This window comes from Actinosynnema sp. NPDC091369, assembly GCF_044757065.1.
Lineage (GTDB): Bacteria > Actinomycetota > Actinomycetes > Mycobacteriales > Pseudonocardiaceae > Actinosynnema.
On sequence record NZ_JBIVUG010000014.1, the window covers coordinates 23,372 to 47,674 of the forward strand.

The 24,303-nt window shown below is 72.7% G+C and carries 20 protein-coding genes; 9 read left to right on the plus strand and 11 right to left on the minus strand.

The features are described 5' to 3' along the window. Window positions 1-63: 63 nt before the first annotated feature. Complete coding sequence (gene fxsT, locus ACIQMJ_RS34510; protein WP_499765194.1) at window positions 64-2,403, minus strand: FxSxx-COOH system tetratricopeptide repeat protein; 2,340 nt, start codon at window positions 2,401-2,403, stop codon at window positions 64-66. Window positions 2,404-2,613: 210 nt separating this feature from the next. Between fxsT and ACIQMJ_RS34515 the strand changes: the two genes are divergently transcribed. Together ACIQMJ_RS34515 and ACIQMJ_RS34520 are read left to right on the plus strand one after the other, a co-directional pair. Then, window positions 2,614-4,368 carry an HSP90 family protein gene (locus ACIQMJ_RS34515; RefSeq protein WP_499765195.1) on the plus strand — a complete coding sequence of 585 codons (1,755 nt, stop codon included), beginning with the start codon at window positions 2,614-2,616 and terminating at the stop codon, window positions 4,366-4,368. Then, window positions 4,365-7,169 (plus strand): hypothetical protein, encoded by a 2,805-nt coding sequence (locus ACIQMJ_RS34520; protein ID WP_499765196.1) that lies wholly within the window; start codon window positions 4,365-4,367, stop codon window positions 7,167-7,169. The genes ACIQMJ_RS34515 and ACIQMJ_RS34520 overlap by 4 nt, the downstream gene beginning before the upstream one ends. Window positions 7,170-7,489: 320 nt before the next feature. Here the strand turns inward: ACIQMJ_RS34520 and ACIQMJ_RS34525 are convergent, their stop codons facing one another. The 4 genes from ACIQMJ_RS34525 to infC form a co-directional block, all read right to left on the minus strand. Next, on the minus strand, window positions 7,490-8,338 hold the full coding sequence (locus ACIQMJ_RS34525; RefSeq protein ID WP_499765331.1) for a TrmH family RNA methyltransferase: 849 nt from the start codon (window positions 8,336-8,338) through the stop codon (window positions 7,490-7,492). Next, window positions 8,335-8,724 carry a 50S ribosomal protein L20 gene (gene rplT, locus ACIQMJ_RS34530; protein ID WP_499765197.1) on the minus strand — a complete coding sequence of 130 codons (390 nt, stop codon included), beginning with the start codon at window positions 8,722-8,724 and terminating at the stop codon, window positions 8,335-8,337. The genes ACIQMJ_RS34525 and rplT overlap by 4 nt, the downstream gene beginning before the upstream one ends. 82 nt (window positions 8,725-8,806) lie before the next feature. Next, complete coding sequence (gene rpmI / locus ACIQMJ_RS34535; protein ID WP_053722438.1) at window positions 8,807-9,001, minus strand: 50S ribosomal protein L35; 195 nt, start codon at window positions 8,999-9,001, stop codon at window positions 8,807-8,809. A 73-nt stretch (window positions 9,002-9,074) separates the two neighbouring features. After that, a complete protein-coding gene (gene infC / locus ACIQMJ_RS34540; protein ID WP_499765198.1) occupies window positions 9,075-9,698 on the minus strand; it encodes a translation initiation factor IF-3 in 624 nt (207 codons plus the stop codon). Between the two features lie 268 nt (window positions 9,699-9,966). Here infC and ACIQMJ_RS34545 point away from each other — a divergent pair, with 268 nt between their 5' ends. Both ACIQMJ_RS34545 and ACIQMJ_RS34550 read left to right on the plus strand, forming a co-directional pair. Continuing rightward, window positions 9,967-10,317 (plus strand): DUF1844 domain-containing protein, encoded by a 351-nt coding sequence (locus tag ACIQMJ_RS34545; RefSeq protein ID WP_499765199.1) that lies wholly within the window; start codon window positions 9,967-9,969, stop codon window positions 10,315-10,317. A gap of 228 nt (window positions 10,318-10,545) precedes the next feature. Continuing rightward, the gene (locus ACIQMJ_RS34550) at window positions 10,546-12,066 is read left to right on the plus strand and encodes a S8 family serine peptidase (RefSeq protein ID WP_499765200.1); all 1,521 of its coding nucleotides are present in this window, start codon (window positions 10,546-10,548) and stop codon (window positions 12,064-12,066) included. A gap of 49 nt (window positions 12,067-12,115) precedes the next feature. On the opposite strand, the gene ACIQMJ_RS34555 is transcribed toward ACIQMJ_RS34550, so the two are convergent. Beyond that, entirely contained in the window at window positions 12,116-12,712 is a 597-nt protein-coding gene (locus tag ACIQMJ_RS34555) for a hypothetical protein (protein ID WP_499765201.1), read from the minus strand. A gap of 98 nt (window positions 12,713-12,810) precedes the next feature. Here ACIQMJ_RS34555 and ACIQMJ_RS34560 point away from each other — a divergent pair, with 98 nt between their 5' ends. After that, window positions 12,811-15,102, plus strand: a complete 2,292-nt coding sequence (locus tag ACIQMJ_RS34560) for an ATP-binding protein (RefSeq protein ID WP_499765332.1) — start codon at window positions 12,811-12,813, stop codon at window positions 15,100-15,102. Window positions 15,103-15,245: 143 nt separating this feature from the next. Here ACIQMJ_RS34560 and ACIQMJ_RS34565 read toward each other — a convergent pair whose 3' ends face one another. Genes ACIQMJ_RS34565 through ACIQMJ_RS34575 form a run of 3 tightly spaced genes read right to left on the minus strand, consistent with a single transcriptional unit; the run spans window position 15,246 to window position 17,374 of the window. Then, window positions 15,246-15,629, minus strand: coding sequence for a RidA family protein (locus tag ACIQMJ_RS34565; RefSeq protein ID WP_499765202.1), 384 nt, complete (start codon window positions 15,627-15,629; stop codon window positions 15,246-15,248). Window positions 15,630-15,659: 30 nt separating this feature from the next. Next, entirely contained in the window at window positions 15,660-16,409 is a 750-nt protein-coding gene (locus ACIQMJ_RS34570) for an IclR family transcriptional regulator (protein ID WP_499765203.1), read from the minus strand. Next, window positions 16,406-17,374, minus strand: a complete 969-nt coding sequence (locus tag ACIQMJ_RS34575; protein ID WP_499765204.1) for a sugar kinase — start codon at window positions 17,372-17,374, stop codon at window positions 16,406-16,408. The genes ACIQMJ_RS34570 and ACIQMJ_RS34575 overlap by 4 nt, the downstream gene beginning before the upstream one ends. A gap of 136 nt (window positions 17,375-17,510) precedes the next feature. Between ACIQMJ_RS34575 and ACIQMJ_RS34580 the strand changes: the two genes are divergently transcribed. Genes ACIQMJ_RS34580 through ACIQMJ_RS34590 form a run of 3 tightly spaced genes read left to right on the plus strand, consistent with a single transcriptional unit; the run spans window position 17,511 to window position 21,758 of the window. Next, complete coding sequence (locus tag ACIQMJ_RS34580) at window positions 17,511-18,764, plus strand: amino acid deaminase (RefSeq protein ID WP_499765205.1); 1,254 nt, start codon at window positions 17,511-17,513, stop codon at window positions 18,762-18,764. A gap of 13 nt (window positions 18,765-18,777) precedes the next feature. Next, window positions 18,778-20,367 carry an N-acyl-D-amino-acid deacylase family protein gene (locus tag ACIQMJ_RS34585; RefSeq protein ID WP_499765206.1) on the plus strand — a complete coding sequence of 530 codons (1,590 nt, stop codon included), beginning with the start codon at window positions 18,778-18,780 and terminating at the stop codon, window positions 20,365-20,367. Beyond that, the gene (locus ACIQMJ_RS34590) at window positions 20,364-21,758 is read left to right on the plus strand and encodes a GntP family permease (protein ID WP_499765207.1); all 1,395 of its coding nucleotides are present in this window, start codon (window positions 20,364-20,366) and stop codon (window positions 21,756-21,758) included. Before ACIQMJ_RS34585 ends, ACIQMJ_RS34590 begins: the two co-directional genes overlap by 4 nt. Window positions 21,759-21,803: 45 nt before the next feature. Here ACIQMJ_RS34590 and ACIQMJ_RS34595 read toward each other — a convergent pair whose 3' ends face one another. After that, complete coding sequence (locus tag ACIQMJ_RS34595; protein ID WP_499765208.1) at window positions 21,804-22,982, minus strand: FAD-dependent oxidoreductase; 1,179 nt, start codon at window positions 22,980-22,982, stop codon at window positions 21,804-21,806. A gap of 75 nt (window positions 22,983-23,057) precedes the next feature. Between ACIQMJ_RS34595 and ACIQMJ_RS34600 the strand changes: the two genes are divergently transcribed. Continuing rightward, window positions 23,058-23,651, plus strand: a complete 594-nt coding sequence (locus ACIQMJ_RS34600; RefSeq protein WP_499765209.1) for a TetR/AcrR family transcriptional regulator — start codon at window positions 23,058-23,060, stop codon at window positions 23,649-23,651. A gap of 111 nt (window positions 23,652-23,762) precedes the next feature. On the opposite strand, the gene ACIQMJ_RS34605 is transcribed toward ACIQMJ_RS34600, so the two are convergent. Beyond that, a complete protein-coding gene (locus tag ACIQMJ_RS34605) occupies window positions 23,763-24,290 on the minus strand; it encodes an SRPBCC family protein (protein WP_499765210.1) in 528 nt (175 codons plus the stop codon). Window positions 24,291-24,303 lie beyond the last annotated feature (13 nt).

Here is a 24,303-nt window from a genome sequence, read left to right on the forward strand (position 1 = left end):
GCCATCCGCCAGCCGCACCGCCGTCCGACCAGGTGTTCCCCACCTGTTCGAGTGAACGCGGAGCTAGGCGGGGTCGGCCTTGGCGCGGATCGCCTCGGCCCGTTCGAACAGCGGCCGCGCCTCGTCGGCCCGACCGAGCCCGGTCAGCAGCCCGGCGACCGCGTAGAGGTCACCGGCCACCTCGACGTGGTCCGGCCCGTACGCCACCTCGTCGATGGCCAGGACCCGCCTCATCGACGACAGCGCTTCTTCGAGCCGCCCGACCTCGCGCAACACCGAACTCAGGCTGGCGAGGTCGGCGGCCACTTCGACGTGGTCCGGGCCGAATACCGCTTCATCGATGGCGAGAGCGCGCTCGAACATCGCCATGGCCTCGTCCAACCGGCCCAGATCGCGCAACGTCAGGCCGAAGTTGACCAGGCCGGTGGCCACCTCCGGGCTGTCGGGCCCGTGCACCGCCTCGTCTATGGCCATGGCGCGCTCCACCAGGGGCAACGCTTCTTCAGGTCGCCCGAGTCTGCGCAAGACCCAACCCAGGGTATCCAGGTCGGTGGCCACGTCCGAGCTGTCGGCCCCTTTGGCCGCCTCGTCCATCATCAACGCCCGCTCGAACGCCGACCGGGCTTCCTCCAGCTCACCCAGGCTGTCCAAGACCAGGCCGAGGCTGTTCAACAAGCCGGCGACGACGGGCTCGTCGGCCTCGTAGACCGTCTCCGCGATCGCGTGCGCCAGCTCCAGCAGGGGCCGGGCTTGTGCGGGTCGGCCGTAGCTCCAGAGGTAGACGGCGGCACCGTCCAGCAGCAGCGGTGTGTAGATGGTGGTTCCGCCCGCGCCGGCTTGGACGTCGTGGCTCATCGCCAGCACGTGCGGCAGCAGTGCCCGCCACCGTGGCCAGTCCTCCGGCCTCCTGATGATGGTCCGGGGCAAGTCCTCGTACAGCAGTTCCTGCACCGACGACGAGTCGGGGACGTGCCGGGCGCGCAGCGACTGCTGCAACAGCCGGTGGGCGATGGTGATCTCCCCCGACCCCCGCCGGACCAGGGACTGCCCCACCAGCGCGCCGACCGTCTTGGCGAACGCGATCGGGTCGGTGACCACCTCGGCCAACGGCGAGGGCAGGACGTCGGGGTGGCCGGTGAACAGGTCCAGCGGCACCGGCTCCGGAGCCAGCCAGGCCAGCAGGTGCAGCAACTGGACCGCCGCCGGGTCCTCCTCCGCCAACGCCGCCAGCGACAGGTCCCACAGCGTCGCCAGGGTCTCCTCGCGGTCCGCGACCTTCCCGCGCCCGATCATCTTCGCGGTGTGCTCCCGCAGCAGCACCAGGTACTCGGGCACGGTCAATCCGGTGGCCTCCAGGTACGCGGACGCCTGCTCGATCGCCAACGGCAGGTCGCCCAGCCACTCGGCCAACTCGTCGGCGTCGGTGGCCGTGGGCACCCTGCGCCGCACCAGCGCCACGCTCTCCGCCCGGTCCAGCACGTCGACGTCCAGCACCGCGCCCAGCCCGCCGAACCCGCTGCGGCGCGTCGTCACCAACACGCGTCCCGCGCCCGAGGGCAGGAAGTCGCGCAGGGCGGCCGCGTCCTCCGCGTTGTCGAACACCAGCAGGTACCGCCGGTCCCGCAGTGCCTCCAGCGCCGCCTCCGGACCGTCGGCCCCCAGCTTCGCGCCCAACTCGGCCAGGTGGTCCGGGATCGAGGCGGGCTGCTCGGCGGGCACCCACCACACCACGTCGAAGTCCGCGGCGCACCGGTGCGCGAACTCGATCGCCAACTGCGACTTGCCGACCCCGCCCATCCCCCGGATCGAGTGCACGGTCACGGTCCCCGGCGCGCGCAACGCCTCCCGCAACCGGACCAGCGACTCGGCCCGGCCGGTGAAGTTGGGGTTGCGGGCGGGCACGTTCCACACCGCGGGCAACGCGCCGGGGAACCGACGTTCCACCGGGACCGCCCGGCCGGGGAAGCCCGGCGGCCGCGAGGGCTTCAACCGCCCGTCCACCGCACCGCGGACGGCCCGGTGCAGCCGTTCCCGGGCCTCGGCCTCCGGCACCCCGAACAGGTCGACCGACACCACCGACCCCAGCAACCCCGGCCGTTCGCAGTCCTCCACCCGGAACACCAGCAGCTTGCGCTCCTGCCCCAGCGGGTCGTCACGCCACGCCGTCTGCCACTCCGCCGCCCCGTACACAGACGTCGTGTACGCCGACGACAGCACCGCGATCGTCCGCGAAGCACCCCGCACGCCCCGGTGCATGCCGTCGACCCAGTTGCTGCCCGGCACCATGTCCCACGCCTGTACCAGCACGCGGTACCCGGCTTCTTCCAGCTCCCAGGCAACCCACTCGGCCCAGGCGCGGTCGTCCTGCGTGTAGGAGACGAAGAAGTCCCACCCGTCCGGCACCCGGACACCACCTCCCACCGTCCGTGGTGACATCGTGCCGGAACCGCCATCCGCAACCCCGCGAACCGGAATTGTCGGTGGGCCGTGGCAGTCTTGGCGCCGCGAGCAGGACCCCGGCGGGCGATCAGCGGAAAACCGGGTCACAAGCCGCAGGCAGGCCCTTAGAATCGTCCCTCCCCCGTGACCTGACCCGAGGTGAACTCCAGTCCCATGGCACACACCTTCGGTGTCGACCTGCGCGGGATCATCGACCTGCTCAGCCACCACCTCTACAGCAGCCCTCGCGTGTACGCGCGCGAGCTGCTCCAGAACGCGGTGGACGCGATCACCGCCCGCCGCGCGCTGCAACCGGACGCGCCGGGCGAGGTCGTGATCGAGCCGGTCGGGTCCTCCGGCGGCACCTTCCGCATCTCCGACACCGGCATCGGCCTCACCGAGCGCGAGGTGCACGACCTGCTGTCCACGCTCGGCCGCACGTCCAAGCGCGACGACCTGGGGTTCGCCCGCCAGGGCTTCCTCGGCCAGTTCGGCGTCGGCCTGCTGTCGGCGTTCCTCGTCGCCGACCGCATCCGGCTCGTCAGCCGCTCGGTCAAGGGCGGCCCGGCCGTGCGGTGGACGGCCGACGCGGCGGGCAACTACGAGGTCGAGGTCGACGACTACGCCCGCGCCGAGGTCGGCACCACCATCGAGCTGGTGCCGCACCGCGACTCCGAGCACTGGCTCGAGCACGACGTGGTCAAGGCGCTGGTCACCGAGTACGGCGAACTGCTGCCGGTCACCGTCAGGGTCGGCGACGAGGTCGTCACGCACGGCGAGCTGCCGTGGGTCGAGGACGCGCTGTCCTACGGCGAGCGGGTGCTGGGCGTGCGGCCGTTTGACGCGATCCCGGTCGAGGTGCCGACGGTCGGCCTGCGCGGCGTGGCCTACGTGCTGCCGCGCGGCGTGCACCCCGGCGCGCGCCAGTCGCACCGCGTCTACCTGAAGCGGATGCTCGTCGGCGACGCCATCGAGGGCCTGCTGCCGGAGTGGGCGTACTTCGTCCGCTGCGTGGTCGACTCGACGTCGTTGCGCCCGACCGCGAGCCGCGAATCGCTCTACCAGGACGAGACGCTGCTCGCCGTGCGCGAGGAGCTGGGCCGCCAGGTCCGCGACTGGCTGGTCCGGCTCGACGCCACCGACCCCGACCGCACCCGCGCCCTGCTCGACGCCCACCACCTGGGCATCAAGTCGCTGGCCAGGGTGGACGACGAGATGCTGCGGCTGGTCGAGCGGTGGCTGCCGTTCGAGACCACCGACGGCCCGCAGTCGCTGCGCCAGTTCCGCCGCAAGCACGGCGTCATCGCGCACGTGCCGGACGTGGACGAGTTCCGCCAGCTCGCGCCGGTCGCGCACGCCCAGGGCATGGGCCTGGTCAACGCGGGCTACGCCTACGACGCCGAGATCATGGAACGGCTCATCGCCCTGGACGGTCCCGCGACCGCCCGCCGCGTCGCGCCGAGCGAGGTGCTGGCCGCGCTGGGCGACCCGGACCCGGAGCTGGAGCGCGCCTTGCGCGAGCGGTTCACGCTGGCCAAGGACGTGCTGGAGCGGCACGACTGCGAGGCCGTGCCGCGCGACTTCGACCCCGGCTCGCTGCCCGCGCTGCTGGTCACCAACGCCGACGCCGAGCGCAAGCGGGACGCGCAGCAGGTCGGCGAGCAGGCCGACCCGCTGTGGGCGGAGCTGCTGGGCAGCCTGGTCGAGTCGACGTCGGACGCGGCGCAGCGGCTCGTGCTCAACTGCCGCAACCCGCTGGTGCGGCGGCTCGCGCAGCTGACCGACCCGGCGCTGGTGGAGCTGACCGTGGAGTCGCTGTACGTGCACGCCCTGCTTCAGGCACGGCGTCCGATGCGCCCGAAGGACACCGCGGCGCTGAACCGATCGTTCCTGGAACTGCTGGACCGCGCTGTGGGGGATCACCCGTGAACGAGGAGAAGGAAGCCGCCGAGCGGCAGTTCGTCGAGGCTTACCACATGCCCGAGGGCATGCCGCGGCACGAGGCGCTGGAGCGCGCGGCCCGGGCCGCCGACGCCCTGGACCACCTGCCGCTCGCGGTGAGCTGCCGGATCGCGCTGATCCGCTCCGCCTACGACCTGGGCCGCTACGACCTGATGCTCGCCCCGTTCGCCTGGTGCGGCACGGCCGAGCAGCGCGACCCCACCGCGTTCGACGAGTGGGAGCTGCACAGCTACGACTGGGCGCACAAGTGGATCGTCAGCGGCCTGATCGCCGACCCCCGGTTCACGCTGGAGCAGATCGGGTCGTTCGTCGACCAGCTCGCCGAGCGCTACCAGAGGCTCGGGTACTCGATGCAGCCGGTGCACGGCGCGCGCGCCGACCTGGCCGCGCACGTCGGCGACGACGAGGCGTACCGGGAGCACTTCGCGAAGTACCTGGCGATGGACCGCGGCCCGATGAGCGACTGCGAGGCGTGCGTCATCGAGGAGCAGGCCGGTCACCTGATCCGGCAGGGCCGGCACGCCGAGGCGGTCGCGCACGCCGAGCACCAGCTGGCGCAGGACACGGGCTGCGCCACCCAGCCGCAGGGCATCCTGACCACGTTGACGCCCGCGTTCGTGGCGCTCGGCGACGTGGACCGGGCGCGGGAAGCGCACGTGGTGGCGTACCGGCTGGTGCGCGACGACCTGGTCGGCGGCTACCTGGACGACCACCTGGAGTTCTGCGCGACGTCGGGCAACGTGCGGCGCGGCGTGGAGCTGCTGCGCGGCCACCTGCACCGGGTGCACCACTCGACCAGCCCGTCACGGGCCATGCACTTCGCTGCGGGCGCGGCGCTGCTGCTCAGCCGGGTGTCACCGGACGAGGAGTTCGCCGTGCCGCGGGACGGGAGGACGACCGTGCTGTCCGCGCCGGAGCTGCGGGAGCTGCTCGAAGCGCAGGCGCTGGAGATCGCGGCCCGGTTCGACCGGCGCAACGGCAGCGACGCGGTGAGCACCCGCATCCGGGCGACGCTGGCCGCGCCGGACACCACCGCCGTGCCGCTGGCCGTGCCGGTCGCGGCCCCTGCTCCGGTCGCGCCCCCCGTCGACGAGGAGCCGGTGGAGGTGGCCGACCCGGTCGAACTGGCACGGCAGCTGTGCGACGCGTTCGACCAGGGCGAGTTCATCCTCGGCATGCGGCTGCTGCGGTCGTTGCCGGAAGACCTGGACCCGTTGCTGCCGGAGTCGCTGGGCGCGCTGGTCGCGGCTCGGCGGGCGGTCGCGGGCGGGCACGTGCGGCCGAAGGACGAGGTGCTGGCCGAGCTGGACGCGGCGATCGAACGGCTCGTCGCGTGCGGCGAGCACGACCTGGCCAACCGGTTCCGCGCACGGGGTGCGGGGCTGCGCGCGGAGGACGGCGGTGCGGCCGAGAGCACGGCGATCGCGCGCACCTGCCTGGCCGAGGCGGACGTCGCCGGCACCCCGTTCACGCGGGTGCTGACCAGGCTGCTGCTGGCGGACCTGCTCGCGGACGCGGACGAGACCGACGAGCACGGCGCGTTGACGACGGAGGCGCTGGAGCTGGCCCGCGCCGAGGCGCCGGAGCTGGTGGCGCGGGCGCGCTGCGACCGTGCCCAGTACCTGGCCACCACCGGGCAGCTGGACGAGGCGCACGCCGAGGTCGTGGACCTGCTGTCGGACGCGCCGTCGGCATCGGTGCGGTTCGACGCGCTGCGCCTGCTGCTGAAGATCCAGACCGTGCGCGGTGACGAGGAGGCGGTGCGGACGGCGGCCGAGTTCGTCGGCGCGTTCAGCACGCCGCGCGGCCCGTGGACGGCCGAGACGCACCGGCAGCGGGTGGCGTCGATCGAACGGCTCGGCCTGGAGGCCGAGCACCTGGCGGAGCTGCGCGACGCGGTGAGCGCCGGGCACGAGGTCGGCGTGCCGGACGACGTGGCCAAGGCGTGCTACGCCCTGGCCGGCGGCTACCTCAAGGCGGGCCGGTTCGTGGAGGCCGCCGAAGCCCTGGAGGAAGCCGTCCGCGTGATCGAGGGCGGCGAGGTGGACCCGGACGTCATCGTCCCCGTCCGCTACCGCCTGGGTCAGGTGTGCGCCCGCCTGGACGAGACCGAAGCCGCCCGCCGCCACCTGGAAGTGGCCCTGGGCCTCGTCCCCGCCGACGAGCCGTGGCGCCGAGCCATGGTCCTCGACGTCCTGGCCGGCGTCCTGCGCCGCCTCGACCTGCCCCTGGAAGCCGCCTCCGCCTACCAGGGCGCAGCGGCCGCGTGGCAGGAGGTCGACGAACCGGCCGAGGCCGCCGGCTCCCTGGTCGAAGCCGCCTCCGCCCTGCCGAACGAAGAGTCCGCCGAGTGCGCCACCACCCTGGCCGCAGCGGAAAACCTGCTGCCGTCCGTGGACGACCCTGACCACCGCACCCACCTGACCGCCCGGATCGCCGCGATCCGCGCGTTCCTGCACATCCAGGCCGGCGAGCACGCCGCCGCCATCGAGCAGAACGGCATCGCCGAAGAACTGGCCGCCCAACTGGGCGACCTGGACTGGCAGACGTTCCTGGTGGTCCGCGGCGCGCGGTTCCTGCTGGACTCCGGCGACCCGGCCAACGCCGAAGCCGAAGCCCGTCGCGCAGGCACCCTGATCACCGACGAAACCCCACCCCAAATCCTCGGCGACACCGCCAACGTCCTCGAAGAAGCCCTCCGCACCCAGTCCAAGCCAACCTCGAGCGACCCCCTGCTCCGCGCCCTGACCACCCGCCTGGAAGCCTGACAAACCGGCGTGCTGACCACCAAAACCCCAGGTCAGCACGCCGGTAACGAACATCGCCAGATGTCAACCATGATCACCACATCGAGCGAACACGCGTCCCAGCCAGAACCACAATCGACTTCGCGCGTCGCCTAGAACAAGCAAGGAGGCCGGCCCGAGCAGGCACACCCCACAGCCACCTTCGCCCTACCGACCTCGCAGGGATGCCGCCCAGCGGCCCCGTGCCAGCGAGCCCGGTGACCGCCAAGCCACCCAGCCACCCGGCAGCGGAACCGATGACCGGAGCGCGCCGATGGCAGCCCTCAGACCCGCTGCGCCCCTCAAACCCGCTGCGCCCGAGCCGACGCGTAGAGGCACACCGCAGCCGCCGTCGCCAGGTTGAGGCTCTCCGCCCCGCCGTAGATCGGCACCTTCAACGCAGCGTCCAACCCGGCCACGACCTCATCCGGCAACCCGTGCGCCTCACTGCCGAACACCCACCCCGTCGGCACCGCAAGGTCCCCGCGCAGGTCGGCCGTCACCAGGTCCTCGGGCGCGTACCCGTCCGCCGCGACCAGCCGCAGCCCCGCGTCCCGGCACGCCGCGAACGCCTCGTCCGCGTCCCGCACCCGCGCGATCGGCAGGTGGAACACGCTGCCCGTCGACGCCCGCACGCACTTGCCGTTGTGCGGGTCGACCGCGTCGCCCGCGAAGATCACCGCGTCCGCGCCCGCCGCGTCCGCCACGCGCACGACCGTGCCCGCGTTGCCCGGGTCCGCCACGCCGTGCAGCACGGCCACCAGCCGCACGCCCGGCGTGAGCGCGGCCGTCAGCGGCACGTCGACCAGGGAGCACACGGCGACCAGGCCCTGCGGCGTCACGGTCTCCGACAGCGCCGCGGCGGCCTTGTCGGTCACGGTGCTGAGGGGCACGCCGGCGTCGACGGCCGCGTGCACGAGAGCGTGGTTGCGGGTGGCGGCGTCGGAGGTGAGGAAGAGTTCGTGCACCCGACCGCGGCCGGCGGCGGCCCAGGCCAGGGCTTCGCGCACGGCCTGCGCGCCCTCGGCCAGGAAGCGCTCGGCGCGGTCGCGGCCGGAGCGCCTGGTCAGTCGCCTAGCGGCAACGACCCGGGGAGTCCGTTCGGTGAACGGAGCTTCCCCGGGTCGTGGTGCGCGATTGTCCGCGCTCAGACCTTGTCCTCGACGGGCGCGTTGACGTCGCTCGGCAGGGCGGCGCGAGCAGCCTCGACCAGCGCGGTGAACGCGCCGGCGTCGCTGACGGCCAGCTCGGCGAGGATCTTGCGGTCGACCTCGATGCCGGCGAGCCGCAGACCCTGGATGAAGCGGTTGTACGTCATGCCGTTGGCGCGGACACCGGCGTTGATGCGCTGGATCCACAGCTTCCGGAAGTCACCCTTGCGGGCGCGACGGTCCCGGTAGGCGTAGTTGAGCGAGTGGAGCACCTGCTCCTTGGCCTTGCGGTACAGCCTCGAACGCTGGCCGCGGTAGCCGCTGGCGAGCTCAAGGGTGGTACGGCGCTTCTTCTGGGCGTTCACTGCCCTTTTGACGCGTGCCACGGGTCCATCCTGTCGATCTCGTGGGGCCGGTGGGGGCCGACCCCGGTGTTCAAGGGGGTGAAGGTCTTGGGCCTCGGAAGGCTCAGAGGCCGAGCAGCTTCTTCAGCCGCGGCACGTCGTTCTTCGCGACCTCGGTCGTGCCGGAGAGGCGGCGCGTCAGCTTGCTGGACTTCTTCTCCAGCAGGTGGCGCTTGCCGGCCTTCTCACGGACGAGCTTGCCGCTGCCGGTGACCTTCACGCGCTTGGAGGTCCCGCTGTGGCTCTTGTTCTTGGGCATTTCCGTCCTCAGTCTCGTGCAGCCACCGGGGTTGGGGGCGGCCATGCTTGCTCCCGGCCCGGGGGCCGGGAGATCACTCCTCGACAGACTCCGACTCGGACTCAGACTCCGCCGTCGCCTCGTCGGCGCTGTCGTGCCTGATGGGCCGGGTCTTCGTGGTCTTGTGCGGGGCCAGCACCATGATCATGTTGCGGCCGTCCTGCTTCGGGTTCGACTCGACGAAACCGAGCTCCGCGACGTCTTCGGCGAGCCTCTGCAGCAAGCGGTAACCCAGCTCCGGCCGGGACTGCTCACGGCCCCGGAACATGATGGTCACCTTGACCTTGTTCCCGTGCGACAGGAAGCGGGCCACGTGGCCCTTCTTCGTCAGGTAGTCGTGCGGGTCGATCTTCGGCCGGAGCTTCTGCTCCTTGATGACCGTCAGCTGCTGGTTGCGGCGAGACTCGCGGGCCTTCTGCGCGCTCTCGTACTTGAACTTGCCGTAGTCCATGAGCTTGCAGACGGGCGGCCGAGCCTGCGCGGCGACCTCGACGAGGTCGAGATCCGATTCCTGGGCGAGTCGGAGCGCGTCCTCGATGCGAACGATCCCGACCTGCTCGCCGTTCGGCCCGACCAGACGAACCTCGGGCACGCGGATGCGGTCGTTGATGCGCGGCTCGGTGCTCGCGGGAGCACCTCGGTTCGAGGGACTTGTCATTCACGTCCTTTGTGACTCGTTGTGCGCCAAAAGACAAGAGGCCCCACACCTGCCCGGTGTGAGGCCCGCTTCCGACCGATCGCACAACGAAGGGCGCAGTCCACCCCTCGAGGGACCGGACCCGGCCACCTGCTCGAAGCGGCAGACTCGGGTGGGAGCGGGGCTCCACTTGCCGTCCCCACAGGTGCGGGGACTGGTCGCGCCGAGAATAGTAGCAGACGGCCTTGTCAACCCCCGAATCGGCGACCGGTCCGGTGTGGTTGCGAGAATGGCTCCCGTGACCGACCTGCCTTCAGACAACGTCCGCGACCTGTCCGATGTTCCCAGCGTCGAGGTGATCAGCAAGGCGGCGATCATGCTGCTCTCCTCCGCCGCCGAACGCCTGGGCCTGGCCGACGAGGACCCGGAGCACAGCCCCCGCCGCGACCTCGACGAGGCCCGCCGCCTGATCACCGCGCTGGCCGGCCTGGTCACCGCGTCGGCCGAGTACCTGGGTCCGCACGCCGGGCCGCTGCGCGAGGGGTTGCAGTCGGTGCAGCGGGCGTTCCGCGAGGCGTCGGCGTACCCGGACGAGCCGGGCCAGGGTCCGGGCGAGAAGTACACCGGCCCCGTGTACTGAGCGTTGAACTCAGGGGTCCTGAACGTAGGACTCTCGGGACGCGGACGTAGGACTCTCGGGGCCTGAGCGTTCGACTCGCGGGGCCTGAGGGTTCGACTCGCGGGTGGGGCACGGGTGTTACGAACGTAGGACACGCGGGTTGTGGACGCGGGGACGGGCGCCGTGCCAGGGTCGGAGGGGTTCGCGCGAACTCCTGATCCTCGACCCCTGCACGAGGGAGAACCCGACATGGGAGAGTTCCGCGCGCCCTGGACCCGATTAGCCCTGGCGGTCGGCGCCTCGACGGCGCTGGCGGCCTTGGCGGTGACGCCGGCGGGAGCCGCCGAGGTGTCGATCCGCGACGCCGGCGGTCCGACGGCGGTACCGGGCAGTTACATCGTGGTGCTGGAGGACGGCGTCGGCGCGGAAGGGCTGGCCGCGTCGGTCGGCGCCCGCGTCACGCACCGGTACCGGTCGGCGTTGAACGGTTTCGCGGCGACGATGAGCGAACGGGCGGCGAAGCGGTTGGCGGCCGACCCGGCGGTGGCCTACGTGGCCCAGGACCAGCGGGTCGGCGTGCTGGCCGACCAGCCGAACCCGCCGTCGTGGGGCTTGGACCGGGTCGACCAGCGCGACCTGCCGCTCAACGCGAACTACGGCTACGCCACCACGGCGGGCAACGTGCACGCCTACATCATCGACACCGGCATCCGGACGTCGCACGTGGACTTCGGCGGTCGGGCGAGCTTCGACGCCAACACCACCGGTGACGGCAACAACACCGACTGCAATGGTCACGGCACGCACGTGGCGGGCACGGTCGGTGGCGCGGCGCACGGTGTGGCGAAGGGTGTGCGGCTGCACGGTGTGAAGGTGCTCTCGTGCTCGGGTTCGGGCACGATCGCGGGCGTCGTGGCGGGTGTGGACTGGGTCACGGCGAACGCGCAGAAGCCGGCTGTGGCGAACATGAGCCTGGGTGGCGGCGCGAACGACACGTTGGACGCGGCCGTGCGCCGGTCGATCGCGTCGGGTGTCACGTACGCGGTCGCGTCGGGCAACTCGAACGCGAACGCGTGCACCTTCTCGCCCGCGCGGGTGGCGGAGGCGATCACGGTCAACGCGACGGACAGCTCGGACGGTCGGGCGTCGTTCTCGAACTGGGGCACGTGCACGGACGTGTTCGCGCCGGGTGTGGGCATCACGTCGGCGTGGCACACGGGTGACGGGGCGACGAACTCGATCAGCGGGACGTCGATGGCGTCGCCGCACGTCGCGGGGGCCGCGGCGCTGCACCTGGCGGGCAACCCGGGCGCGTCGCCGCAGCAGGTGCGGGACGCGCTGGTGGCGGCGGCCACGCCGAACAAGGTGGGCAACCCGGGGACGGGGTCGCCGAACGCGCTGCTGTTCACGGGGTCCGCGCCGCCGCCGCAGCCGGGTGGGGACACGCTGGTCCGGGGCGAGAGCCTCCAGGCGGGGCAGTCGAAGGTGTCGCAGGACGGCCGGTTCACGCTGGTGATGCAGGGTGACGGCAACCTGGTCCTCTACACGGCGGCGGGCCAGGCGCTGTGGCACACGAACACGCACGGCACGGGTGCGACGCACGTGGTGCTCCAACAGGACGGCAACCTGGTGGTGTACACGGCGGCCGGTCAGGCGTTGTGGCACACGAACACGTACGGCACGGCGGCCGACCGGTTGATCGTGCAGAACGACTCGAACCTGGTGCTCTACGGGCCGACGGGCCAGGTCTTCTGGCACCGGCTGGCCTGATCGCGCGGTGGTGACGCCGGGGCCGGGCCGCACGGGTCGGGCCCCGGTGTCACGGCCGGACGCCGCTGGCGCGCAGCCGTCGGGCGGCCAGCGCGCGGATGACCTCGGGGTCCTGGCGCCGCCAGCCCTCGACCGGGTCGCCGGGGAACGCGGCCAGGTCGCGCAGGGAGAGCGTGTTCAGGGCGTGCAGGGCGAGCAGGTCGAGGCGGCCCTGGTCGCGCAGCCGGCGGGCCACGGCGGCCCGGCGGGCGAACCGCAGCCGCAGCGGCAGCCACGTGATCAGGGCGAACGCCAGCGGGATGGCGATCAGGGCGATGGTGAGCCACAGGGCGGTGGACTCGACGGCGGTCACCTGGGCCTGGCCCGCGTCGGTGAGGGTGCCGCCCGCGGCGCGGCCGCGTTCGAGCGCGTCGGCGAGCTTGCCGCCGACCAGTGGCACGTCGCGGGCCTTGGCGGCTGCGTCGCCGAAGGTGTCGGTGAGGCTCTGGCCGGCGTGGGACAGGCCGTCGCCGGGTGCGCGCAGCGCGCGGACCGCGTCGCCGACCGCGGTGGCGACCTTCACCCAGAACCAGGTCCAGGCGACGGCGAGCAGGTCGGCCAGGACTTGCCACACGAGCCGGGGCGGGCGATCCGCGTACCACTTCATGGTGTGTGGTCTTACCACCTCGGGCGTTACCGGAAACGGACGTGACGGTCGTCGCGAGCCGTCCTCGCGGCCGGTGGCACTACTGTCGAAGCGTGGGGATGACGTTCGGTGAGCTGCTGCGTGCGCACCGGCTGCGGGTCCGGTTGACGCAGGAGGAGCTGGCGGAGGGTTCCGGGGTCAGCGTGCGGGCGATCAGCGACATGGAGCGCGGTCGTGCGAAGGGGCCCCAGCGCCGCACGGTGGAGGCGCTGGCGGCGGTGCTGTCGTTGGCGGAGCAGGAGATCCGCGAGTTGTTGGACGCGGCGAAGGAGGGGCGGGTGCGGCGCGTGCCGTCGCCCGTGACGCCGTCGGCGTTGCCGCCGGACGTGGCGGACCTGACCGGTCGCGAGGGTGAGCTGGCCGAGTTGGCGGCGGTGGCGGAGCGGACGCGGACCACGTCGGTGGTCGTGGTGCACGGTCCGCCGGGTGCGGGGAAGACGGCGTTGGCGGTGCGGGCCGCGTATCGATTGGCGTCTCGTTTCGCGGACGGGTGCTTCTTCTTCAACCTGCGCGGGATGGACGTGCGGCCGGTGCACCCGTCGGAGGTGGTGCACCGGATGCTGTCGGCGTTGGGGGTGCCGGAGAAGGAGATCCCGGCGGGTGAGGCGGAGCGGTCGGACCTGTATCGGGCGCGGTTGCGGGAGCGGTCGACGTTGCTGGTGCTGGACAACGCGTCGGACGAGGCGCAGGTGCGGCCGTTGCTGGCGACGGGGTCGGGGTCGTTGGTGGTGGTGACGTCGCGGTTGGTGCTGGGCGGGTTGGAGGCGAGCAGGCGGCTGGGGTTGGACGTGCTGGGGCCGGGTGAGTCGTTCGACCTGCTGGGTGCGATCGCGGGGCGGGCGCGGGTGGGTGCGGAGCCGGTGGCGACGGCGCGGGTGGCGAAGTTGTGCGGTCACCTGCCGCTGGCGCTGCGGATCGCGGGGAACCGGCTGGCGAGCCGTCCGAAGTGGACGATCGGGCACCTGGCGGGGCAGCTGGTGGACGAGCGGCGGCGGTTGTCCGCGTTGACGGCGGGTGACCTGCAGGTGCGCACGGCGTTCGAGATGTCGTACCGGCAGCTGGGTGGGAAGGCGGCGGCGCTGTTCCGCAGGTTGTCGCTGGTGCCGGGGGCGGACTTCGGGCCGGAGGTGGCCGCGGTGCTGGCGGACGTGGACCGGTTCGCCGCCGAGGACACGTTGGAGGAGTTGGTGGACATGAGCCTGCTGGACACCGCGGAGGTGCCGGGCCGGTACGTGTTCCACGATTTGATCCGGGTGTTCGCGGGTGAGCGGCTGGCCGACGAGGAGCCGGCGCCGGTGGTGGAGCAGGCGCGGCGGCGGGTGGTGGACTGGCTGCTGGGCACGGCGGTGGCGGCGGCCGGGTTCTTCGGGCCGGACGCGCGGACGGCGCCGTCGGGGTCGTTGCGCGGTCAGGAGGACGCGGACGCGTGGTTGACCGCGGAGGCGGGGAACTGGTTGGGCGCGCTGCGGTGGGCGGCGGCGGACGGGTCGCACGCGGAGGTGGTGCGGCTGGCGACGGCGATGCACTGGTACTCCGACCAGCGGGGGCGGCCCGAGACGTGGGTGGAGGTGTTCACCGCGGGGGTGGCGGCGGCGCGGGCGTTGGGCAGCGTGCGGGACGAGGCCGTGCAGCTGAACTTCCTGACGTGGACGTTGTCGGTGTTGATGCGCCGGTACTCCGAGGCGTTGGCGTTGTACGACGAGGCGTGGCGCGCGTCGGTGGCGGCGGGTGACGTGACGGAGCAGGGCTGGGCGGTGCACTACCGGTCGGTGTCGGAGCTGCGGACCGGGCGGTTGGAGGAGGCGCAGGTCAGCGCGCGGCGGGCGCAGGAGCTGTTCCGGCGGGCCGGGTTCGGCCTGGGTGAGCAGATCTCGTTGTCGTGCCTGGCGCTGGTGCTGGACGGGTTGGCGCGGCACGAGGACGCGGTGCAGGTGCACCGGGAGCTGCTGGCGAACGTGCGGTCGGGGAAGTTGGAGCTGGCGCCGGTGATGGCGACGGAGATGTCGGCGACGCTGCTGGTGCGCACGGCGGGCAGCCTGGGCCGGTTGGCGCGGTGGCCGGAGGTGCTGGCGGCGGCGGACGAGGCGTTGGAGCTGCTGCGGGTGACGACGGCGCCGTCGAGCCTGTGCGACGCGCTGTACCTGCGGGGGTTGGCGCTGCACGAGCTGGGTGACGCGGAGGGGGCGCGGGTGGAGCTGGTGCGGGCGGCGGCGGTGGCCGAGGAGCACCGGCACCCGCGCTGGGCGGCGGTGCTCGGCGCGTTGGCCGAGGTGCACGAGGCCCTGGGCGACCCGGTCGAGGCTGGGGTGTCCCGCGACCGGGCCGCGGCCGTGGAGTCAGCCGATCGGTGATGCGTTCCTAGCCATCGCCGGGTCCTTTTCTACGCGCTTCTCGGGGGTGGCCCCAGTCAATCGCGCGCACGCGCCCGGCACCACGCAGAACAACCGGCAGAAGTACGCGCGGTCCCTCGTTCGGGTGTCCTGCCGGTCGGGGGTCAGTCGACGACGGCGAGCGCGTCGATCTCGACCAGCAGGTTGGCGGGCAGGCCGACGTAGACGGTGGTGCGGGCGGGGTACGGGGTTTCGGTGACGAACTCGCCGTAGGCGGCGTTCATCTCGGCGAAGTGGGCGGTGTCGGTGAGGTAGACGCGCAGCATGACCACGTCGGCGAGGGACGCGCCGCCCGCCTCCAGCACGGCGATGACGTTGCGCATCGCCTGCCGGGTCTGCTCGGCCACGGTGTCGCCGACGACGTCGCCGGTGGCCGGGTCGAACGCGACCTGGCCCGCCACCTGGAGGACGGGGCCCTTGCGGACGCCCTGGGAGAACGCGGCCACGGGGGTGGGCGCGTCGGCGGTCCTGATCTCGGTCTTCGCCATGGGGTGTGCGTTTCCTTCCTGGTGGTTCTTTCAGTCGCGCGGCGTCCAGCCGCACTCGACGGAGGCCGCTCGCGCGGTGGCGAGCAGGTCGGGCAGGTGGCCGAGCAGCCCGTCGTAGTCGAGCAGCACCTTGGGCACGGACATCGACACGGCCGCGACGACCTCGCCGCGCGCGCCGCGGACGGGTGCGGCGATGCAGTGGATGAAGTCCTCGTGCTCGGCGTTGTCGACGGCGTAGCCGGCGGTGCGGACGCGGTCGAGCTCGGCCAGGTAGGCGTCGGGGGTGGTGATGGTGTTCGCGGTCAGCGGCACGTAGTCGATGGAGCGGGCGACGTCGCGGCGGCGCGGTTCGGGCAGGTCCGACAGCAGCACCTTGGCCACGGCGGTGCAGTGCAGGGGTGCGCGCCGGCCGATGCGGGAGTACATCCGCATGGGGTGGGTGCTGTCGTACTTGTCGATGTAGATGACCTCGCCGTCCTCGTAGGACGCGAGGTGGACGGTGTAGCCGGTGCGGGCGTTGAGGTCGCGCAGGGCGTTCTCGGCGCTGCGGCGCACGTCCCGCTCCTCCAGCGCCCGGTTGGCCAGGTCGAACAGGGCGGTGCCGAGCCGGTAGTGGTGCACGCCCTCGCGTTGCACGAACCGGTGCGACTCCAGGGTGCGCAGGAGCCTCATGGTGGTCGACTTGTGCACCTGGATGACGCCGGACAGCTCTTCCAGCGTCTTCGGTCCGGTGGCCAGTTCACCGACCAGGGTCAGCGCCCGGTCCAGGCTTTGGCTCATCGACGTCTCCTCAGGTGTGCGGCGGCCCACGTGCGGGAATCGGCGTCCAGCAGTGGCACGGTCACCGCGGGCGGCAGCGACTCGCCGACATCTTCCCTGGTGAGCAGCGCGGAGGCGGCTTGGAGGTGCCCGGCGCGCAGTCGGCGCGCTGGTGGTTCGCCGGCGAGGTGGGCGGCGAGGTAGCCGGCGGCGAACGCGTCGCCGGCGCCGACGGGTTCCACCACGTCGACCCGCAGCCCCGGCTGGAACGTGGTCTCGCCGCCTTCGACGACGGTCGCGCCGCGCGCGCCGTGCTTGACCACGAGGGTCGTCGGGCCGGGGAGCAGCGCCCGCAGGTCGGCCGGGTCGGCCACGCCCCACACGGCCTGCGCCTCGTCGGAGCCGGCGAGCACGACGTCGGCCGCGTCGGCGAGGTCGCGCAGCACGGACGGGTCGCGGTCGCGCCACAGCGCGGGCCGCCAGTTGAGGTCGAACGACACCGGCGCGGGGCGGGGTCGGCGCAGCACCGCGCGCAGCAGGTCCAGGCAGGTGTCCGACAGCGCGGCGGTGATGCCGCTGACGTGCACCAGGGCCACGTCGTCCCAGGGCAGCCGGTCCAGCGTGTCCGGGCCCATCGCGGAGGCCGCCGAGCCGCGCCGGTAGTAGCGCACGGGGCTGCCCGCGGCGTCGGCTTCCTTGACGTAGAGGCCGGTGGGCCGGTCGGGGTCGACGCGGACGCCGGTGACGTCCACGCCGGCGCCGCCCACGGCGTCGAGGACCGCGCCACCGAACGCGTCGTCGCCGACGGCGCTCACCCAGCGGCTGCGCACGCCCAACCGGGCCAGGTGGACGGCCACGTTGGACTCGGCGCCGCCGATGGCCCGGGTCCACGTGCGGGCCGCGCGCACCGGGCCGGGGTCGGCGGGGACCAGGACCGCCATGGTCTCCCCCAGGCACACCACGTCGCCGGGCAGGTCGAACCGCATCCGGACTCCTCGCTCGACGGGTGGCCGCCCCCGGCCGGTGTGGGCCGATTGACGGCGGGGCCACCGAATGTTACACACTCCAGCATCACATCGCGCAATAGCCGTTGCGTTATATGCAACGTGAGGAGCGACAGACGTGGACCTCGACGCTGTGGCCGCCATCCGCGACGAGCGGGTCGACTGGCGGTTCAAGGGCCTGCCCGCCGACGTGTTCGGCGCGACGATCGGCGACGTGGCCGACCGCCGGCTCGACCTGTTCGCCGACGGGTTCGTCGGCCCCCTGGTCGTGCTGGACGCCGCCGCGCTGGAGCACAACCTCGCCACCATGGCCCGCTGGTGCGCCGACCGCGGCGTGCTGCTGGCGCCGCACGGCAAGACGACCATGGCCCCGCAGCTGTTCGCCCGCCAGTTGGCGCACGGCGCGTGGGGCATCACCGCGGCCAACACCAGCCAGCTGCGCGTCTACCGGGCGTTCGGGGTGGACCGGGTGCTGCTGGCCAACCAGCTCGTGGACCCGGCCGGGCTGCGGTGGCTGGCCCGGGAGCTGGCCGCCGACGACACCTTCGAGTTCACCTGTTGGGTGGACTCCGTGGCGGGCGTGGCGCGGATGACCGAGGCGCTGGGCGCGGTCGACCGGCCGGTGGACGTGCTGGTCGAGCTCGGCGCGCGCGGCGGGCGGACCGGCGCGCGGGACCGGGCTACGGCGTGGGAGGTGGCCCGTGCCGCCGCCGCGAGCCCCGCGTTGCGCCTGGTCGGCGTCGGCGGCTACGAGGGCGCGCTGGCGCACGACGCGTCACCCGAAGCGCGGTCCACTGTGGACGCGTACCTGGACGCGGTGCGCGAGTCGACGATCGGGCTGCGCGACCTGTTCGCCGTGGACGAGCCGATCGTCACGGTCGGCGGCAGCGCGTACTTCGACCAGGTGGCCGCGAAGCTGACCGAGCCGTGGCCGTTCCCGGTGCGGCCGGTGCTGCGCAGCGGCGCGTACATCACCCACGACGACGGCTTCTACCGCGGCATCTCGCCGCTGAGCCGCACGCCCGGCGCGCAGCCGTTCCGCAGTGCGCTGCGCGCGTGGGCGCAGGTCACCTCCAAGCCGCAACCCGACCTGGCGCTGCTGACGCTGGGCAAGCGCGACGCGTCGTTCGACGAGGGCCTGCCCGAACCGCAGGTCGTGCGCGGCGGCGACGGCGTCGAGCGGCCGTTCCGGGCCGAGGTCACCGCGCTCAACGACCAGCACGCGTTCGTGCGGCTGTCCGGCGACGACGTCGAGGTCGGCGACTGGGTCGGCCTCGGCCTGTCCCACCCCTGCACGGTGTTCGACAAGTGGCCGCTGATCCCGGTGGTCGAGGGCACCACCGTGGTCGACCTGGTCCGCACCTACTTCTAGAGAGGACCGGGACGTGGACATCGTCTTCAGAGGCGCACGGGTCGTCGACGGCACCGGCGCGCCCGCCTACCGCGCCGACGTGGGCGTGCGGGACGGGCGCGTCGCCGCGATCGGTGACCGGCTCGACGGCCGCCGGGTGGTCGAGGCCGACGGCCGGGTCCTCGCGCCCGGTTTCATCGACATGCACTCCCACTCCGACCTCCAGGTGCTGGCCGAGCCCGACCACCTCGCCAAGGTCTCCCAAGGCGTCACCACCGAGGTCCTGGGCCAGGACGGGCTGTCCTACGCACCCGTGGACGACGACGTGCTCGCCGTGCTGCGCGCCCAACTGGCCGGGTGGAACGACGACCCGCCCGGCTTCGACTGGGACTGGCGCGGCGTCGGCGAGTACCTCGACCGCCTGGACCGGGGCATCGCGGTCAACGCCGCCTACCTCGTGCCGCAGGGCACGCTGCGCATGCTGTGCGTCGGCTACGACGACCGGCCCGCCACCGACGCCGAGCTGGACCGGATGCGGGAGCTGCTGGCCCGGTCGCTGCGCGAGGGCGCCATGGGCATGTCGTCCGGCCTCACCTACACCCCCGGCATGTACGCCGACACCGCCGAGCTCACCGAGCTGTGCCGCGTGGTCGGCGAGCTCGGCGGGTTCTACAGCCCGCACCACCGCAGCTACGGCGCGGGCGCGCTGGAGGCGTACGCGGAGATGGTGCGCGTGTCGCGCGACTCCGGCTGCCCGCTGCACCTCGCGCACGCCACGATGAACTTCGAGGTCAACCGGGGCCGCGCGGGCGAGCTGCTGGACCTGCTCGACCGGGCCATCGCCGACGGCGCGGACATCACCCTCGACACCTACCCGTACCTGCCCGGCGCCACGTACCTGTCGGCGCTGCTGCCGAGCTGGGCGGGCGAGGGCGGCCCGGCGGCGACCCTGGCCCGGCTGGCCGATCCGGACACCCGCGAGCGCATCCGGGTCGAGATCGAGGAGACCGGCTCCGACGGCTGCCACGGCGTGCCGGTCGACTGGGACGCCATCGAGGTCAACGGCGTGCGCGAGGCCGCGAACGCCCACCTGGTCGGCCTCTCGGTCGCCGAGTCAGCGCGCCGCGCCGGGCGACCGCCCGCCGAGCTGTACTTCGACGTGCTGATCTCCGAACGGCTCGGCACCTCGTGCCTGATGCACGTCGGCCACGAGGACAACGTCCGCGCGATCATGCGGCACCCCGCGCACACCGGCGGCAGCGACGGCCTGCTCGTCGGCGACCGGCCCCACCCCCGCGCGTGGGGCACGTTCCCCCGCTACCTCGCCCGGTACGTGCGCGAACTCGGCGTGCTCGGCCTGGAGGAGTGCGTCGCCCACCTCACCGGGCGGGCGGCGCGGCGGCTCCGGTTGAACGACCGCGGGCTGGTGCGCGAGGGCTGCGCCGCCGACCTCGTGCTGTTCGACCCCGACACCGTCGCCGACACCGCGACGTTCGACCGGCCCCGGCAAGCCGCCGCGGGCATCACCCACGTCCTCGTCAACGGGGTGCCCGTCCTCGACGACGGCCGGCGCACCGACGCCCTGCCCGGCCACTCCCTGCGAAACCCCCGGAGCCACCCGTGATCGACTGGTTGCAGCACACCACCGGAGGGCTGCTGACGCTGTCCGCGCTCAGCATCGCCCTCCTCCTGGCGATGATCATCAGGTGGAAGGTCGAGCCGTTCATCGCGCTGCTCGTCGTCGGCCTGCTCGTCGCGCTGGCCGCCGGCCTGCCGGTGGAGACCCTGGTCGGCTCGGCGCAGAAGGCGTCGGAATCCCTGGTGGAGAAGGGGTTCGGCGGCATCCTCGGCCACGTCGCCGCGATCATCGGCCTGGGCACGCTGCTCGGGTCGATCCTCGAAGCCTCCGGCGGCGCGGAAGTGCTCACCCGGTCGCTGCTGCGGGCGTTCGGCGAGAACCGCGCCCCGCTGGCCATGGGCCTGGCCGGGTTGATCTTCGGCGTGCCGGTGTTCTTCGACATCGGCATCTTCGTGCTCGCGCCCCTGGTGTACGTGGCCGCGAAGCGCAGCGGCCGGTCGATGGTGCTGTACGCCATGCCGCTGCTGGCCGGCCTGTCGGTGATGCACGCGTTCATGCCGCCGCACCCCGGCCCGGTCGCGGCGGCCGGGCTGCTCGGCGTCGAACTCGGCTGGATCATCATCATGGCGCTGGCCGTGGCGCTCCCGGCGTGGTTCATCGGCGGCGTGCTGTTCTCCGCGTGGATCGGCAAGCGGCTGCACGTGCCCGTGCCGGAGGAGATGCTGGCCGCCGCCGAGAAGATGCGCGGCGAGCAGACCAAGGGCGAACCGCCGCTGTCGCTGGTCCTCGGCATCATCGCGGTGCCGCTGGTGCTGATCCTGGCGGGCACGTTCGGCAGCATCCTGCTGCCCAAGGGCTCCACCCCGCTCGGCGTGTTCACGTTCTTCGGCACGCCCGCGGTGGCGCTGACGATCGCCGTGCTGCTCGCGTTCTGGCTGCTCGGGTTCCGCCGGGGCATGACCCGCGAGCAGGTGACCGAGCTGTCCGCCGCGTCGCTGCGGCCGGTGGCGATGATCCTGCTGGTGGTCGGCGCGGGCGGGTTCTTCGGCGCGGTGCTGTCCGCGACCGGCGTCGGCAAGGTGCTCGCCACGTCGCTGGCCGACGTCGGGCTGCCGGTGATCGCCCTGGCGTACGTGATCAGCTGCGGCATGCGCATCGCGCAGGGCTCGGCCACGGTCGCGATCGTGACGACGACCGGCATCGTCGTGCCCGTCGTGGCCGACCTGGACTACTCGCAGCCGCAGCTCGCGCTGCTGGTCATGTCGATCGCGGCCGGCTCGATCATCGCCTCCCACGTCAACGACGGCGGGTTCTGGATCGTCTCGCGCTACTTCGGCCTGTCGGTCAAGGAAACCCTCCAGACCTGGACCGTGCTGGAGACCATCCTGTCCGTGGTCGGCTTCGTCGTGGCCGCGCTGCTCAGCCTGGTGGTGTAGCCGGCGGCGGGCGCCCGGGGCGCCCGCCGCTCCAGCACGGCCACGTCAGTCGATGCCGTGATCGCGGAACGCCGCGCGCTTGAGCGGCGGGACCGCCTCGAACAGCCGCAGCACCGACTTGAACGCCACCCGGCCGAGCGCGTTGCCCGACACGAACTGCCGCGCGCTGCGCAACGACGCCGTCACCGCCGCGAACCCGTACTCCCGCATCCGCCGCTCGTAGTCCGCGACGGCGTCCAGCGGCTCCCGCTCGACCAGGTTGCGGCACAACGTCATCGCGTCCCGCAACGCGGTGTTCGCCCCGATGCCGCGCATCGGCGTCATGCTGTGGATCGCGTCGCCGAGCAGCGTGACGGCGGTCGCCGGCCACGGGTCGACCGGCACGGACGTGCGGATCGGCCACCGCGACACCGAGTCGTGCGGCGACTCCCGCACCACCCGCAGCAGGTCCGGGTGCCAGCCCGCGACGGCGTCGGCCACCACGTCGCGCAGCGGCCGGTCCGGCGGCAGCACCAGGCCGTCCGCCGCGTACGCCCACATCAGGTAGCCGTCCTCGGGCAGCTCGTGCGGCGCGAGGAACATCCCGGCCGCCGCGCGCGGGATCACCGAGTGGGCATGCGCCACGAGCCGCGGCGGCAGCCAGGCGCGGGTGCGCGGGGTCAGCGGCAGCTTGCCCGCGACGGCGGTGATGCCGGTGTCGACGCGTTCGGCGTGCGGCAGGTACTGGGCCCGCACCGCCGAGTTCGCGCCGTCCGCGCCCACCAGCACGTCGCACCGGGTGCTCGTGCCGTCGGCGAAGTGGACCGTGACGCGGCCGTCCTCGTGCTCGTAGCGGGTGAACCGCCGACCGAACTCCACCACGTCGTCCAGGCCGGTCAGCAGCACTTCCCGCAGCGTGATCCGGCTGACCGAGTGGTGCGCGCGGGCCGGCTCGTCGGCCGGGTCGGACACGGTGAGCAGCCGGCGCAGCCGCTCGTCCACGAACCCGAACCCCTCGCCACCGCGTCCGGTGGTGGCGACGAACCGTTCCCACAGGTGCGGCGGCAGGCACTCGTGCAGCGCCCGCGCGCCCACCGGGCTGATGTGCAGCCGGTACCCCTGCAACCGGTCGGTCGGTGTCACGTCGCGCTCGTGCACCGAGACGCTCACCCCGTTCCGCGTCAACCCCTGGGCCAGGCACAACCCGCCCACACCGCCACCGACGACCGCCACGTGAAGACTCATGCGGACCACTATCATCCGTCTGTTTGATTAAGTCAACCAGGTGGATGGTTGTGGTGATCGGCTACCGTGGACCACGTGCCCCGCCGCTCCCCCGACGCCACCGAACGCAAGCGCGACCCCGAGCGCACCAAGGCCCGCATCCTCGAAGCGGCGACGGCGGAGTTCGGCGCGAAGGGCTACGCGGCCGCGAGGGTGAGCGCCATCGCCGACCGGGCGGGCGTGAACAAGCAGCTGATCTCGTACTACTTCGGCGGCAAGGAAGGTCTCTACCGAGAGCTGTCCGGCCGCTGGCAGCAGCACGGCGGGCAGCTCGCCGACGGGCCGTTGGCGGAGGTCGTGCGCGGGTTCGTGCTGTCGACGCGTGAGCAGCGCGACTGGGCACGGCTGATGGTGTGGGAGAACCTGTCCGGTGACGACGACACGCCGGACGAGGGTGGTGGGGAGTTCCTGCGCGCTCAGGTCGACGCGCTGCGGGCCCGCCAGGAAGCCGGCGAGGTGCCCTCCGACCTCGACCCGGCGTGCCTGCTGCTAGCCCTGACCGCCGCGGCCGGCGCGACCGTGTTCATGCCGAAGATGGCACGCCGCATCACCGGCGAGGACCCGGCCTCCGACGAGTTCGCCGAGCACTACGCCGACCAACTGGCCCGCCTCGTACGCCACCTCACCTAGCCACCGGCCCCTGCCACGGCAGCGGCAGCGACAGCGACAGCGACAGCGACAGCGACAGCGACAGCGACAGCGAACCGTCACGCAACGCCGGGCCTGATCTCCGCCTCCGCCTTAACTTTCGCCTCGACCTCGACCTTGACCGTCGCCTTCACCTTGGACTTGGCCTTGATCTTCCGCTTGGCCTGACGCCGCCTGAAATCCCGCCAGATAGGCGCGCAACCCCCGCTGGCCGCTGCGCATCATCAACTCGTGGTTCACCTTCAGCAACGGCCGTCCGAGCAGGGCCAGGCGGCGCAGCAGCGGCTTGCGCACCACCACCTCCTGGTCGTAGACCAGGCGCGACCCGGCACCTTCGCCGAAGATGCGCCAACTCACCGTGCCGTCGAGATCACCGACCAGGTCCGCCCGCAGCAACCCCGCCTCCGGCTCCCGCGCGTTGTGGTGCGCCTGGAACACCAGCTCGTAGGGCAACACGGACCGGCACGTCAGCTCGGCCGCCTGCGCGGCGACCTGCCGGGCGTCACGCACCTCGCGCCACCAGCTCGGGTAGCTGCCCAGGTCCGCGAGCACCTCGAACGCCCGCTCGGGCGGGCAGTCCACCGACCAGACGCTGCGGAAGCGGTAGGAGTTCAGCGGCATACGGCCATGGTCA

Excerpts from the sequence above, each read along its gene's own strand:
- ACIQMJ_RS34515 (WP_499765195.1), top strand. The coding sequence starts at position 2,614 with ATGGCACACACCTTCGGTGTCGACCTGCGCGGGATCATCGACCTGCTC.
- rpmI (WP_053722438.1), bottom strand. The coding sequence starts at position 9,001 with ATGCCCAAGAACAAGAGCCACAGCGGGACCTCCAAGCGCGTGAAGGTC.
- infC (WP_499765198.1), bottom strand. The coding sequence starts at position 9,698 with ATGACAAGTCCCTCGAACCGAGGTGCTCCCGCGAGCACCGAGCCGCGC.
- ACIQMJ_RS34545 (WP_499765199.1), top strand. The coding sequence starts at position 9,967 with ATGGCTCCCGTGACCGACCTGCCTTCAGACAACGTCCGCGACCTGTCC.
- ACIQMJ_RS34550 (WP_499765200.1), top strand. The coding sequence starts at position 10,546 with ATGGGAGAGTTCCGCGCGCCCTGGACCCGATTAGCCCTGGCGGTCGGC.
- ACIQMJ_RS34555 (WP_499765201.1), bottom strand. The coding sequence starts at position 12,712 with ATGAAGTGGTACGCGGATCGCCCGCCCCGGCTCGTGTGGCAAGTCCTG.
- ACIQMJ_RS34560 (WP_499765332.1), top strand. The coding sequence starts at position 12,811 with ATGACGTTCGGTGAGCTGCTGCGTGCGCACCGGCTGCGGGTCCGGTTG.
- ACIQMJ_RS34565 (WP_499765202.1), bottom strand. The coding sequence starts at position 15,629 with ATGGCGAAGACCGAGATCAGGACCGCCGACGCGCCCACCCCCGTGGCC.
- ACIQMJ_RS34570 (WP_499765203.1), bottom strand. The coding sequence starts at position 16,409 with ATGAGCCAAAGCCTGGACCGGGCGCTGACCCTGGTCGGTGAACTGGCC.
- ACIQMJ_RS34575 (WP_499765204.1), bottom strand. The coding sequence starts at position 17,374 with ATGCGGTTCGACCTGCCCGGCGACGTGGTGTGCCTGGGGGAGACCATG.
- ACIQMJ_RS34595 (WP_499765208.1), bottom strand. The coding sequence starts at position 22,982 with ATGAGTCTTCACGTGGCGGTCGTCGGTGGCGGTGTGGGCGGGTTGTGC.
- ACIQMJ_RS34605 (WP_499765210.1), bottom strand. The coding sequence starts at position 24,290 with ATGCCGCTGAACTCCTACCGCTTCCGCAGCGTCTGGTCGGTGGACTGC.